At 72.8% G+C, this 12,700-nt stretch carries 10 protein-coding genes; 3 read left to right on the top strand and 7 right to left on the bottom strand.

Features of this window, described 5'->3' with window-relative positions:
• Positions 1-99: 99 nt before the first annotated feature.
• The 4 genes from D9V36_RS41495 to D9V36_RS22955 form a co-directional block, all read right to left on the bottom strand.
• Positions 100-219, bottom strand: a complete 120-nt coding sequence (locus tag D9V36_RS41495; RefSeq protein WP_206739719.1) for a class III lanthipeptide — start codon at positions 217-219, stop codon at positions 100-102.
• Positions 220-533: 314 nt separating this feature from the next.
• Complete coding sequence (gene lanKC / locus D9V36_RS22965) at positions 534-3,302, bottom strand: class III lanthionine synthetase LanKC (RefSeq protein WP_129295440.1); 2,769 nt, start codon at positions 3,300-3,302, stop codon at positions 534-536.
• The gene (locus D9V36_RS42685) at positions 3,299-4,084 is read right to left on the bottom strand and encodes a GNAT family N-acetyltransferase (protein ID WP_164993010.1); all 786 of its coding nucleotides are present in this window, start codon (positions 4,082-4,084) and stop codon (positions 3,299-3,301) included. The genes lanKC and D9V36_RS42685 overlap by 4 nt, the downstream gene beginning before the upstream one ends.
• Before the next feature lie 69 nt (positions 4,085-4,153).
• On the bottom strand, positions 4,154-5,413 hold the full coding sequence (locus D9V36_RS22955; RefSeq protein WP_129295438.1) for a beta-ketoacyl-[acyl-carrier-protein] synthase family protein: 1,260 nt from the start codon (positions 5,411-5,413) through the stop codon (positions 4,154-4,156).
• A 521-nt stretch (positions 5,414-5,934) separates the two neighbouring features.
• On the opposite strand from D9V36_RS22955, the gene D9V36_RS22950 reads away from it, so the two are divergent.
• A complete protein-coding gene (locus D9V36_RS22950) occupies positions 5,935-6,114 on the top strand; it encodes a DUF5708 family protein (protein ID WP_088798687.1) in 180 nt (59 codons plus the stop codon).
• A gap of 56 nt (positions 6,115-6,170) precedes the next feature.
• Here the strand turns inward: D9V36_RS22950 and D9V36_RS22945 are convergent, their stop codons facing one another.
• The gene (locus tag D9V36_RS22945) at positions 6,171-7,418 is read right to left on the bottom strand and encodes a helix-turn-helix domain-containing protein (RefSeq protein WP_129295437.1); all 1,248 of its coding nucleotides are present in this window, start codon (positions 7,416-7,418) and stop codon (positions 6,171-6,173) included.
• A gap of 371 nt (positions 7,419-7,789) precedes the next feature.
• Between D9V36_RS22945 and D9V36_RS22940 the strand changes: the two genes are divergently transcribed.
• Both D9V36_RS22940 and D9V36_RS22935 read left to right on the top strand, forming a co-directional pair.
• Positions 7,790-8,449: a DUF1707 SHOCT-like domain-containing protein gene (locus D9V36_RS22940; protein ID WP_164993009.1), complete on the top strand. Its 660-nt coding sequence runs from the start codon at positions 7,790-7,792 to the stop codon at positions 8,447-8,449.
• Positions 8,450-8,463: 14 nt separating this feature from the next.
• Entirely contained in the window at positions 8,464-9,300 is an 837-nt protein-coding gene (locus tag D9V36_RS22935; protein WP_241720991.1) for an ABC transporter permease, read from the top strand.
• Between the two features lie 292 nt (positions 9,301-9,592).
• Here the strand turns inward: D9V36_RS22935 and D9V36_RS22930 are convergent, their stop codons facing one another.
• Positions 9,593-11,308 carry a thiamine pyrophosphate-binding protein gene (locus D9V36_RS22930; RefSeq protein ID WP_129295435.1) on the bottom strand — a complete coding sequence of 572 codons (1,716 nt, stop codon included), beginning with the start codon at positions 11,306-11,308 and terminating at the stop codon, positions 9,593-9,595.
• On the bottom strand, positions 11,305-12,549 hold the full coding sequence (locus D9V36_RS22925; protein WP_129295434.1) for an aldehyde dehydrogenase family protein: 1,245 nt from the start codon (positions 12,547-12,549) through the stop codon (positions 11,305-11,307). Before D9V36_RS22925 ends, D9V36_RS22930 begins: the two co-directional genes overlap by 4 nt.
• Positions 12,550-12,700: the final 151 nt, after the last annotated feature.

Here is a 12,700-nt window from a genome sequence, read left to right as displayed (position 1 = left end):
CAACGGCCGTGCTGCATGGGGGTATGGGGTGGCGCAGAGGCCGGCAAAACACAGAGGCCCGGCGGCCCGTGCCGTAGCAGGGGGCCGCCGGGCGCCGTGTCAGCAGCCGCCGCTGATCGTGGAGCCGAGCGCCTGGGCGTCACGCTCGCCCGGCACCTCCAGGCCCTGAAGGTCCATGATGGTCATCTCGTCACCTCCCTTCCGTGGATCGGTGGACATGTGTACGGTGAGATACACGGCGCGTGGTGGAATACGCACACCGTGTGGCCGGCTGTGTCAGCAGCCGCCGCTGATGGTCGAGCCGAGCGCCTGGGCGTCACGCTCGCCCGGCACCTCCAGGCCCTGAAGGTCCATGATGGTCATCTGTCGACACCTCCTTCCGGGGACTCGTCGTGGTGTGACATCACGGTGGTGACGTGCCAGGTGCCGTTGCGGGACACCTGGAGCCGGTGGGCCGTGCATATAACAGGTGCACGGTCCAGCCGGCGTCGCGTCAGCAGCCGCCGGAGACGGTGGAGCCGAGCGCCTGGGCGTCACGCTCGCCCGGCACCTCCAGGCCCTGAAGGTCCATGATGGTCATCTGTCGACACCTCCCTTCCGCGGTGCGCAGTGCCCGCTGCCCCGGACGGGGCGGTGGGGGTGGCGGCGCCGTGGGCGCCGCCGGCGCGTCCCGGGGCGGCCGGATGAACGGCCGCCGCGAGGCGCGAGTCGGTGAGGAACGGGAGCAGCGGGGTGCCCCGTTCGGTGGCGGAGAGCGCCAGCAGGACGCCGGCGCCGCCGTCGGCCAGGCCCATGGAGATCCGGGCGCGGCCGTCACAGGGGAAGACCGTCGCGCCGTTCCAGGTCATGGCGTGCTGGCCGAGCCGGGTCAGATGGCGGCGCAGATACCGGTCGACGTCCGGGCTGCTCAGAGCGGGCCCGTCCGGCCGGTCCCCGGCGTCCGGGGAGAGCGGCACCCGGTCGCGGAGCGCCGCCAGGGTGGCGAGCAGGCCCGCGCGTCCGCCCAGCAGCCCCGACTCGATGACGAAGTCGGCGGCGCAGGCGCGCAGCAGGGCGGGCAGCGCCGCGCGGATCCGGTCGTCGTCGCGCACCCGGAGCAGTTCGGCCGCCACCAGGGCGATTCCGGCGCTGCCGTTGTCCAGGTAGGGCAGGAGCCGGAAGCCCTCGTCCACCTGGAGGGTGTGCTGCGGGCCCGGTGCGCACCGGTCGAGGTCGCGGTGGACGGCGTGTACCGCCTCGTCCAGCAACGCGGGGTCCCCGGTGGCCCGGTGGGCGGCCAGGAGGAAGAGCGCGGCGCCCGACCAGCCGTACATCAGGCCGGCGGCGTCCTTCGAGCCGCGCCGGCGGCGGCGCTCGACGGGTTCGGTGCGGGCGGCGGTCAGCCGCTCGGTGACGCGGTCGGCGAGGCCGAGGGCCTGCCGGCGCAGGTCGGCGCTGTCGAGCGCGTCGGCGAAGTGCAGCAGGTTCAGGCCGACGCCGGACAGACCGCGGTAGAGGCTGGGGCAGTGGCGTACGGAGAGCTTGTCCGCCGCCCGGTCCAGGGCTCGCAGGGCCGCCTCGTCGTCACCCAACTGCCGTAAGACATAGGCGATTCCGTGCAGGCCGTCGTAGAAGCCGATCCGCTCGGCGGGGACCCGGTCGACGGCGGCGCGCAGCCAGGCCGCGCCCTGCTCGTCGCGTTCCCCGAGGGCGGTGTGCCGGGCCCACAGGACGCCGGCCGCGCCGTGTCCGAAGCCCGCGCCGCCCTCGACGAACTGCTCGAAGCCGCCGGGGTACAGCCGGTCGGTGCGGTGCGGGGTGGCGCTGTCGCGCAGCCCGCGGGCGAGGGAGACCAGCACATCGGTGGGTGGGAAGGTGCCCGGCGAGGAGCGGAGCGTGGCGGTCGTGTTGTCGTTGGGGGCCAGCTGCGGAGCCAGCCGGGCCACCAGCGCGTCCGGCAGCCCGAACCGCTCGGCCGCGGCGGCCAGCAGCGCGGGCGCCTTGTCCGGGGCGAGCCCGCCGAGGGCGGCCAGCGGCAGGAAGAGCCACAGTCCGATGGCGGCGAGCGCATAGTGGTCGCCGTCCGCGCCGGTCGCGTCGGCGCGGTGGAAACCGGGGGCGCCGAGGCTGCTGGGGGTGGCCCGGTCGAGCTCGTCGGCCACCTCGAAGTCGATGAGGACCGGTTCGTCGCCGGGCCTGATGATGAGGTTGCCCGGGTGCAGGTCCCCGATCCGGATGCCGCGGCCGTGCACCGTGGCGACCAGCGCCTCGATCCGGCCGAACAGGGCCAGCGCGCGGTCGCGGTAGTGCGCGACGGCCTGCTCGTCGGGGTCGGGAACGGTCAGCGGGTGGTGGGCGGCGAGCCAGGTCTGGAAGTCCTGTCCCGCGATGTCCTCCAGCACCAGGAAGAGGTGGTCGCGGACCTGGAAGGTGCCGAAGGTGCGCGGGATCCCGGGCATCCCTGCCAGCCGCTGCAGCATCCGGTGCTCGTGGGCGATCCGGCTGACCGCGTCGCGGCCGGTGCCGTCGGTGCCGGAGTAGGGCCGGCCCTCCTTGAGGACGACGCCGGCCTCCCCCGCGCCGAGGGCGTCGGCGCCGGTCGGGACGGCGCGGTAGACACCGCCGCCGTGGGAGAACTGCAGCGCACCGGTGATCCGGTAGGGGAAGTCGTCCAGCGCCTGCCGGGCGGCCAGCGAGTCCTTGAGCACGTCCGGCAGCTCGACCCAGTCGGGGGTGTGGAAGACCGGGGTGCGGCGGTCCGGCTCCGGGGTGCCGTCGGGGCGGTGGAGGGCGGTGACCAGCTCGCCGTCGGTGTCCTCCGTGTAGTGGGTGCGGAAGCCGCCGTAGCGTACGTGGAGCGGGCCCTGCCGAAAGCGCAGGTCGGTGAGGACGTACGGGCCGGGCCGGCCGCCGACGAGGGCGTCGAGCCCTTCGAGGGTGCGGGCGAACTCGGCGTCGTCCACCGGGTAGACGGTCAGCAGCTTGCCGGCCGAGGAGCGCTGGGCGTACTTGCGGCTCAGGGCACGCAGGACGTTGGCGCTCTTGAGGTACTTGAAGGCGATGCCGTGCCGGGTGCAGTACGCGGCGACGTCGGCCAGGGTGCGGGTGGCGTCCTCGGGGGCCGCGCTGACGTGGATCTTCCAGCCCTGGTCGGGCAGCCGGTCCTCGGGCGGGCGGCAGAAGGTCCAGGCCTCGTTGTCCTCGCGCCGCCAGCCGTCGGGCAGCGGCGGGGCGGGGAAGCGGGTGGCCTCCAGGTCCCAGTTGCCGGGCCAGTCGAAGAAGGTGCGGTCGGCCAGGGCGAAGCTCTCGGCGCCGTCTCTCATGCGGCACCTCGCGCGGGGGCGGGGGCGGTGACCTCGGTGGCGAGGGGTGCGGCGGGCTCGGTGGCGAGAAGATCGGGCTCGGCGGGCTCGGCGGGCTCGGCGGTTCCGGCGGCGAGCGGTGCGGCCGGCCGGGCGGGCTCGGGAGCCCCGTCCAGGTAGGCGTCGAGTGCGGTACGGCGGCCGGTCGCCAGGTGCTCGGCGAGGACGGCGCGGGCCTGGGTCTTGTCGTCGTCGGAGAGGAAGTCGGCGAGGCCGACGGCCAGCACGCGGTTGTCCTCACTGGGTTTGAGCGAGGCGTAGTGCTCGTCGCGCAGCAGACCCCAGACGATCGCGTCGTGGAACCGTCCGTCGAGGTAGCAGTGGTCGCGCAGGATGCCCTCGACCACGAACGGGGTCTTCGTCATCAGCCGGATGACGCCCTTGTTGTAGCCGGCGGTGGTGACCTGCACCCGGTGCGCGTCGAGCTGGTGGAAGAGGTAGTCGACGAGCAGCACCACGGCCTCCGCACCGTAGCCCCGGCGCCACAGCTCCGGTGCGCCGATCGCGCCGCCGACAGTGAAGCCGCCGATCCGGCCGGAGCGCTGGTAGCTCACGGTGCCGATGCGGTCGCCGTCCTTGGTACGGATCACCAGGTGGTGGACCCGGCCGGAGCGGTTGGCCTGCTCGACCTCGGCGGCGCCCAGCAGCTCCCAGTCCCCGCTGAGCACGGCGGCCGGCGAGCCGGGCCGCAGCCAGGAGGCGATCGCTGCCCAGTCGTCGTCGCCGGGCCATTCCAAGGTCACCAGTCGTCCCTGCACGGTGCGTTTCCCTCCTCAGCGGGTTGGCGGATCGTCAGCGGGTGGAGCAGGTCGTCAGCGGGTGTAGCGGGTCAGTACGAGGACGGCGTTGTGGCCGCCGAAGCCGAAGGAGTTGCTCAGGACCACGTCGCCGTCCCAGTCGCGGGCGCCCTTGAGGACCAGGTCGAGGTCTTCTTCCGCGGGGTGGTCGCAGTTGCGGACCGGCGGGATCTTGCGGTCCCGCAGGGACAGCACCGCGGCGACTGCCTCAGCGGCTCCGGAGGCGCCGAGCATGTGCCCGGTCATGCTCTTGACCGCGGTGACCGGCGTACGGCTCAGATGGTCGGGGCCGAGCGCCTGGCGCAGCGCCGCCGCCTCGATGCGGTCGTTCAGGAGGGTGCCGGTGCCGTGGGCGCTGACCTGGCCGACGTCCTCGGGGGCGAGGCCGGCGTCGGCGAGCGCGCCGCGCATCGCGCGGACGGCTCCGGCGCCGGTCGGGTCGGGGGCGGTGGCGTGGTGGGCGTCGGTGGTGGCGGCGTAACCGGCCACCTCGGCAAGGATCTCCGCGCCGCGGCGTTCGGCGTGACCCGCCTCCTCCAGCGTCAGGACGGTGGCGCCGACGGCCATCACAAACCCGTCGCGGTCCCGGTCGAAGGGCCGGCTGGCGCCTTCGGGGTCGTCGTTGCGGCGGGAGAGTGCCTGGGCGTTGGCGGTGCCGGCCAGGTCGACGGGGGTGAGGGCGTCGTCGGTGCCGCCGGCCAGGGCGATATCGGCGCGGCCGCTGCGGATCAGCTCCGTCGCCTCGCCGAGGGCCACCGCGCCGGTGGCACAGGCCGCGGAGACCGCACAACTGGGGCCGCCGATGCCGTACTTGATCGACAGCAGGCTCGCCGGGTGGTCGATGGCGGTGAGGACCGAGTGGTACGGGGAGACCCGGCGCGGGCCCTGCACCTTCAGGACGTCGTGCTGCTGCTGGATCGCGTGGGCGGCGCCGTAGCCGGAGCCGATCACCGCGGCGAAGCGGTACGGGTCGGTTCCGGGCGCCTCTTCGAGGCCGGCGGCCCGCATCGCCTGCGCCGCGGCGACCACCGCGTACTGCGTGAAGCGGTCGCTGCGCCGGGCTTCCTGCGGGGTGAGGTAACCGGTCGTGTCAAAGCCGGTGACATCGCCGCCGATACGGACCGGAAGACCGGAAACGTCGAAGCGGGTCACGGGGCGGACGCCACTGCGGCCGGCCAGAAGAGCGGCCCAGAAGTCCGCGGTGGTGTTTCCCACAGGGGACACCACGCCGCAGCCGGTGACGACCACACGTCGCCGATCCGTGCGCAACTCCATGAAGCCCGCCTCCTGATTTCCGGCCCCGTTGTCACGCTCGGGGCGTTCTCATGACCAGAAACATGACAGGCGAGTCATTGCGCTGTCAACGGCCTGCGCAGAAGAAAGTCAGTCGCCACCCTGCGATCCGCCCCACAAACAGGCCCTTCACCAGCGAAAACACCCCCGACGAGATGACTGACAGAGTCACTAAATTTGACTGTGGTGGCCATGTGACTGCTGTGTGACGGGGGCGCGGGCGCCCGCGCGGCGGGAGTGGAGGACCCGGCCGGGGCAGGGGTGCCCGGGGGTCGTCACCCCACTCCTGCCGCCCGGCACCCCACATCTGCCGCCACCCTCCGGCGCCCTTCCCCGCCCCGTCCGAGACCCCTGGACCTCCCCCGGCAGGGCCGGGAGTACATAGAAAGTGACAGACGGCGGGACGGAAAGTGCCTACTTGCGGATGATCCGAATGCGTCGGCCGGGCGGGACGCTGGTCCGTACAACGCGCTCCGACACATCACAGGGAACGAGGGGAACTCATGAAGGGTATTGCCGTAGGCATTGTGCTGGCGATCGCAGGTCTGGTCCTGTGGCTGACCACAAAGGAAGTGGAGACCCCGATCGTCTCGCTTCACAAGGCCGGGCTGATCCTGGCGATCATCGGCGGCGCGGAGGCCTTGTTCGCGCTCCTGGGATTGGGAAAGAAAGCTAATAAATAAACGCGCGTTGCGCGCAGGAGGGGCATTGCGCCACAGCGGGACACGGCCCCGGGCCGTCAGTCCCGCTTTTCGAGGAGAGCCGTCAGCCGCTCCCGGGCCCGCTCGGCGTGCCGGTACGCCTGGGCCCCCCGGAACAGTTCCGCGGAATACCGGAAGTGCCCGGCCGCCCTTTCCCGGTCCCCCGCCCGCTCACATGCCGCCGCGATCTCACCGAGCGCGGCGGCTTTCTCATGACTGCGACCGCTGTCGGGCCGCGCGGCCAGCCGCTCGCCCAGCGCGAAGAGGCGGTCGGTGTCACCGGCCGCCTCCGCACGGACCGCATCGGCGGCCGTGAGCCAGAGCGGGAACTCCGGTTCCTGCGCCACCGACGCCACCACCAGGCCGCGCTCGACGATGCCGTGGGCCGCTTCCGTCTCGCCCCGGTGCAGCAACAGCAGGGCGTACCGGCCGTTGATCTTCTCCCAGAGCGGGAAACCGGCGGCCGGGGTCACCCGGCGCGCACACTCCCCCAGCAGGGCGGCGGCACGCTCCGCCTCGCCCCGGTCGCACAGGTCGAGCGCCTGGTGCAGAGCGATGGCGGCCTGCGGCCCGGGGAGCACGCCGTCCGCCGGGAGCCGGGACCTATCGCCGCCGGGAGCCCAGTCGGGGCAGCCGCTCCAGTACGCGCAGCGGATGAGCACTTCGAGGGCCAGCAGCGAGTGGAACCCGCTCTCGGGGCGCCGGCCTTCGCATTCGAGGTGGCCGGTGAGCGCGTGCCGCAGCCCGTCCTGGACCCGGCCGGCCGATTCCAGCAGATCGGCCAGCGCGATCAGCGCGCGCAGCCGGGACTCGGCGTACGGCACGGGGGCCTGCGCCTCCAGCATCCGCAGCAGGACCTGTGCGCCCTCGTCGGCGCGGCCGAGCCTGCCCAGTATTTCGGCAATGGCGAGCTGCGCCTCGGTAAATACGTCGTCCGGCCGGCCGACCGGTTCCCTTTCGGCCAGTGCGCGGAATTCGGACAGCGCGCCCTCGGCGTCACCGCCGTCCCATTGCCTGCGCGCCGCCACCAATCGCCCGACGAGGTCGAGCCTGCGGACCCGGCCGGTGGTTTCGGCCGGCCCGGCGGTACCGGATATTTCCTCCACGCCCACCCCGAGGCGTTCCGCCAGGATCTTCAGCGCCCGGCCGCTGGGAATACGCTTCCCACGTTCCACCAGCGAGATGTAGCTGGACGACATGTCGGGCCCGGCGAGGTCGTGCTGCGTCATACCGGCGCCGACCCGGAGCTCTTTGATTCTCCTCCCGGTGTCCGCCAGCTCAGGCATTCGACAAACCCTCCGGATTTCGGACGACGGATGATCCCGGCCGGCTGCATCAAATCGCCGAGTCACAATGAGTGGTCGGCACTTTACCAAGCAGTCAAGAGGAAGTCGACCGATATTCGGATTTCTCCCCGGGCCTTCCACCGGGTCCACCGAGATCATTTGAATGCTCTCGGTGCAATGCGTACGGCGTCGCGCCGGGATACCGGTACGGCGCCGGAAAACCGGCTGCCGGGTACACCGAACTGTGTGCCGCGGCGCCGTGGGTCAACCTTTCGATGTACTACCGCACGCCGATGCACACCGCACAGGTGGCGTGGTCGGATGAGGCGTCAAGCGCCCCACCACCGCCGGACTCCGCGGAGGCACCACCCATGACGCAGCCCCCACGCCCGGATCTGCAGAAGACTCCGGCGTCCCCTTCCCCCTCGTCGCCCTCGGTGCTGGCCTCCGACGCCGAGCGCGAGAACATGGTCGAACGGCTCAGAGAGGCCGCCGTGGAAGGCCGGTTAACCCTGGAGGAGCTGGCCGAACGGTCCGAGGCGGCCTATCTGGCCCGTACCCGCACGGAGTTGCTGTCCGTCGGCGACGACCTGCCGCAGGTGACGCCCCCGCAGCCGGGCCCGTCGGGTCCGGCGGGAGCGCGCACCTTCCGCGCCACCTTCGGCGACCTCGTCCACCGCGCCCCCGTCCTGGAACACGGCATCGAGGCGACCGCGGTCTTCGGAGACCTCACCCTGGACCTGTGCGCCTCCCCGGCACCGTCGACCGGCGAACTGACCATCGCGGCCCGGGCGATCGTCGGCGATGTGCATCTGCTGCTCCCGGAGGGCGTCCGGGTCGAGATGAACTGCAGCCAGGTCCTCGGTGATGTACGCGATCTGACCCGGGCACACGCCGGCCCGGAAGCCATCACCCCGCTCGTGCGCATCACCGGCACCGCCGTCCTCGGCGACATCATCGTCGCCCACCCCGACAGCGACCGCCGCACGTACTGGCAGAAGTGGCTCGACGAGCGCCGCACCCGGGCCTGACCCAAGGAGCAGCCGTGGCATCCGCGCAGACCCTGCCCCGCTCCGGACCGTCCGCCCCCGTGCCCGACGAGGGCCGGATCACCCTGCGGGCGAGCGCCCGGCACACCGGCGCGCTGGTCCGCCGCAACCTCCTCCAACTCCGGCAGAACCCGACGGCGATGACCGACGCGCTGCTGATGCCGGTGGTGCTGACCGTGCTGTTCGTCTTCGTCCTGGGCGGCGCGGTCGACCCCGGCGGCAACCGGGTGCGGTACACCGCCTTCCTGGTGCCGGGGCTGATGGTGATCCTCGGCATGACCATCGCCATGGCCGTGGGCGTCGGCGTCAACGACGACTTCCGTACGGGCGTGATGGACCGCTTCCGCGCGATGCCCATCGGCCGCTCCTCGGTGCTGGTGGCCAAGGTGGTGGTGGAGACCGGCCGGATGCTGGTGGCCATCGCGGTGCTGCTGGTCGTCGGCGCGCTGCTCGGCTTCGACGTCGCCGGGCACTGGCCGGGCCTGCTGGCCGCGACCGCCCTGACCGCCGTGTTCGGCACCTCGCTGGTGTGGACCTTCATGCTGCTGGGCCTGACCCTGCGCACCGCACAGGCCATCCAGGGGCTCTCGGTCCTGGTGCTGACCCCGCTGGAGTTCGGCTCCTCGATCTTCGTACCGCCCTCGACCATGCCGGACTGGCTGTACACCTTCACCCGCTTCAACCCCCTGACCCATATGGCCGACGCGGCCCGCGGACTCGCCCTGGGCGAGGGCCCGGTGGCCGGCCCGGTGCTCTGGACGCTGGTGTGGTCGGTGGGCCTGACCGCCCTCACCGCCCCGGTGGCCGTCGCCAAGTTCCGCACCAAGACCTGACACCGATCCGTACGGAGCCGAGCGCCTCCCCTGGCACGCCTTCGGCGTGGCTCCCTCCGTACGAAGAAGTCGTGCCCGGCTCCCTCCGGCACCCCCGGGCCGGAGGGGGCCGGGCACGCGACCCTCCTCGTCGGGGCGGCACCTTCCCGGTGCCGCCCACCATCCGCTGTCCGCGTCCGCTGGCCCTGGGGCCGACAGGCCGTGACGGCTCTGACGGCCCGGCAGCCCCAGCGGCCCCGGGGCCGACAGGCCTTGGCGGCTCTGACGACCCCGACGGGCCCAACGGCCCTAATTAATGCCCCTCCCGCTCCGGGAAGTCCCCCGCGGCGGCGGTCATCCCGGGCGGGGTGTCGGCGAGCGCGGCCGCCACCTCCACCACGGCGGTGGTCCCGGCCGCGACCTGCCGCCAGGCGTCCGCCAGCGCCCCGGGCAGCTCGTCGGCGTCCGTCACCCGCCGGTAGCCCAGGCCGTAGGCGCCGGCCAGGCCCTCCGTGCCGGTCGGGCGGGACCGGGTGAAGGCGAAGCGCGAGCCGGCCGGCGAGACCCGGTCGAGGTTGGACTGCAGCCAGCCGTAACCGCCGTTGTCGAGGACGACGTAGAGCACGGCGACGCCCGCGTCGGCGACGGTGGGCAGTTCGCCGCGGAAGAGGTTGAAGGCGCCGTCGCCGACCACCGCGACCACCGGCCGCCCGGCCGGTTCGGCCAGCCGTACGCCCACCGCGGCGGCCGCGCCGAAGCCGAGCGGGGTCTGCTCGCTGGGCACCACGGAACCGCCGCCGGACCCCAGCGACCAGTGCGGGAAGAAGTACGACCACATGTCCTGCAGGCCGTTCTCCTGGACCAGGACACGGTCCGCGGGCAGCGCGCGGTCGAGGGCGGCCAGCACCCGGGCGACCGGCACGGCGCCCTCGGCCACCGTCTTGGCGGCCTCCTCGGCACGGTCCGCCGCCCGCCGCTCCAGCGCGGCCCGCACCGCACGGACCCGCGCCGCCCAGTCGCCCGTGGGCCGGTGACCGGACAGCAGCTCCGTCCAGCCGTCGACGATCCGTCCGGCGTCCCCGAGCACATGGCCGCCGGGCCGCTCCATGGTCAGGTTCTCCTCGCCCAGCACCGCCTGGATCACCGGGAGTTGGCCCGCGCCCTCCGGCCAGCCGAAGGTGGCGGTCTCCTCCAGACGGCTGCCCAGCGCGATGACCAGGTCCGCCTCCCGCCACAGCGCGTCCATCGGGGCGACCGTGTAGAGGCCGCTGACGCCGCAGTGCAGCGGGTGGTCCTCGGCGACCGTGCCGCGGCCGGAGGCGGTGCTGAAGAGCCCGGCGCCGAGCAGTTCGGCGAAGCGCTCGATACGGCGGCCGGTGTTGCGGTGCCGGGCGCCGCCGCCGACCAGCAGCAACGGCCGTTCGGCCGCGGCGATCCGGGCGGCGGTGGCGGCCAGCGCGTCCGGGTCGGGGGCGGGCCGCTGGGGCGTGGCCGGGCGCCACGGCCCGTTGCGGGTGACCGGTTCGGCGGCGATCTGCTCGGCGAGCTCCACGTAGACCGGCCCCGGGGCGCCGTTGACGGCGAGCGCGGCGGCCTTCTCCAGGGCACCGGGGAGCCGTTCGGGGTGGTCGACGCGGGTCGCCCACTTCACGTACGGGCGGATCGCGGTCAGCTGGTCCAGCTCCTGGAAGGCGCCGGTGCCGAGCCGGTCGAGCCGGGTGCCGTCGGCGATGAGCAGCAGCGGCACGGCGGCGGAGCGTGCCTCCAGGACGCCGGTGAGCGCGTTGGTCAGCGCCGGGCCCTTGCCGATCACGCAGACGCCGGGGCGGCCGGCGGCGAGCGCGTAACCGGTCGCCATGAACAGGGCATTGCGCTGGTCGCGGCAGAGCACGACCGTGGTGTCGGACCGCTCCAGCTCGCCGAGCAGCGCCATGTCGTCGCCGGGCAGCCCGAACACCACCTCGGTGCCCAGGTGGTGGAGGTGGTCGGCGATCGCGGCCCAGGCGGTGGGGTGGGTGATGGGGGTCATCGTCCTGCTCCCGGTCGGTGGGCGGCGACGGCCTGGGAGATCAGTACGGGTTCGGCCCGTACGTCCTCGCCGTCGGCGATGTAGTTGGCCATCCGGCCGTAGCCGCCGAACGGGGCGTTGCCGTTGTCGATGGAGAGCAGGGTGGTGTCGAGGGTGACGGTGGTGCGCCGGCGCAGCGCCTCGACGAGGCCGGGGGCGTGGCCGTAGACGCTGGAGCCCAGGGCGCGTTCGGTGAACATGCCCGTGGTGAGGGTCGCGGCCAGCGCGTCCTCGTCGCGGTAGCCGGCGATGTGGAAGATCGGGGCGAAGAACTCCGGTACGTGGGTGCGCGGGGTGACCTCCGGACCGACGACGACGGTGGGATCGAGCCGCCGGCCGCGGAAGTCGACATGCCCGCCGTGCACGATGCCTTCGTGGTTGCGGGCGAGGAACTGCGCGCCGTCCTCCAGCGCGCTCTCGTAGAAGATCGGCCCGAAGTCGGCGTCCGGGTCGGAGTAGGGGCCGTAGCGCAGCCCCTTCAGCTCGCTGACCAGGGTGTCGACGAACGGGTCGAGCAGCGACGCGTGGACGCTGAACAGGTCGGGGCCCAGGCAGTCCTGACCGGTGTTGAGGACCCGGATGGCGATCGCGTCGCGGACCGCCCGCTCGACATCGGCGCCGGGGGCGACGACGAACGGGTTGACGCCGGAGCCGAGGAAGAGGAAGAGCTGCCCGGGGGAGAGCTGGGCGCGGATCTGCTCGGCGTTGGCGTAGGCGCCGGTGAAGACGACGACATCGGCGGGGCGGACGTGCTCTTGCAGGAACTCCCGCTGGCTGGCGCCGGTGAGGGTGATCGGCAGGCCATGATGCTCGGCGAGCAGCGTGTGCAGCCGCTGCATCTGGTCCTTGACCCGGCTGGACGGGCGGAAGACCAGCCGGTCGGTGTAGAGCGCCGGGACCAGGAGGTAGAGGGCGTAGGAGTAGAGGATGACGTTCGACGGCATGAAGGCGGCCAGCCGGGGGACGCGTCCTGGCCGGTGGGTGGCCACCTCGTCCAGGGCCCCGTCGAGGGTGGCGATGGTCGACTCGATCTCGTAGCGCGCGGCGCGGTGGGTGGAGATCTCGCACAGCAGCTCGTGCACGGTACCGGCGTCGTTCACCAGGAAGTCCCGGACCCGGTGCACGGCCGCCGCACGCCGGCTGTCGGTGCTGTCCTCCTCCGGCTCGGCGGCCACGGTCGGCCATGCGGGAGCGGAGCTCATATGTCCCTCCTCGGGGCGTAGTCCATGGAGGGTCAGCGTCAGCCACCTGTCATTTATTGTCAAGTAAAGTCATTACACTCGACCGCCTCATATGACAAGCGGCCACCCTCCCGGCCGGTCCGCGCACCCCTCTCACACTCCCGCCCATCGT

It is taken from the genome of Streptomyces lydicus (genome assembly GCF_004125265.1).
GTDB lineage: Bacteria > Actinomycetota > Actinomycetes > Streptomycetales > Streptomycetaceae > Streptomyces > Streptomyces lydicus_C.
This window is presented reverse-complemented; position numbering and strand designations above follow the sequence as displayed.

Bases quoted from the DNA above. Each gene is read 5' to 3' on its own strand.
- D9V36_RS22955 (WP_129295438.1), bottom strand. From the start codon at position 5,413: ATGGAGTTGCGCACGGATCGGCGACGTGTGGTCGTCACCGGCTGCGGC.
- D9V36_RS22950 (WP_088798687.1), top strand. From the start codon at position 5,935: ATGAAGGGTATTGCCGTAGGCATTGTGCTGGCGATCGCAGGTCTGGTC.
- D9V36_RS22940 (WP_164993009.1), top strand. From the start codon at position 7,790: ATGACGCAGCCCCCACGCCCGGATCTGCAGAAGACTCCGGCGTCCCCT.
- D9V36_RS22930 (WP_129295435.1), bottom strand. From the start codon at position 11,308: ATGACCCCCATCACCCACCCCACCGCCTGGGCCGCGATCGCCGACCAC.
- D9V36_RS41495 (WP_206739719.1), bottom strand. From the start codon at position 219: ATGTCCACCGATCCACGGAAGGGAGGTGACGAGATGACCATCATGGAC.
- lanKC (WP_129295440.1), bottom strand. From the start codon at position 3,302: ATGAGAGACGGCGCCGAGAGCTTCGCCCTGGCCGACCGCACCTTCTTC.
- D9V36_RS22925 (WP_129295434.1), bottom strand. From the start codon at position 12,549: ATGAGCTCCGCTCCCGCATGGCCGACCGTGGCCGCCGAGCCGGAGGAG.
- D9V36_RS22945 (WP_129295437.1), bottom strand. From the start codon at position 7,418: ATGCCTGAGCTGGCGGACACCGGGAGGAGAATCAAAGAGCTCCGGGTC.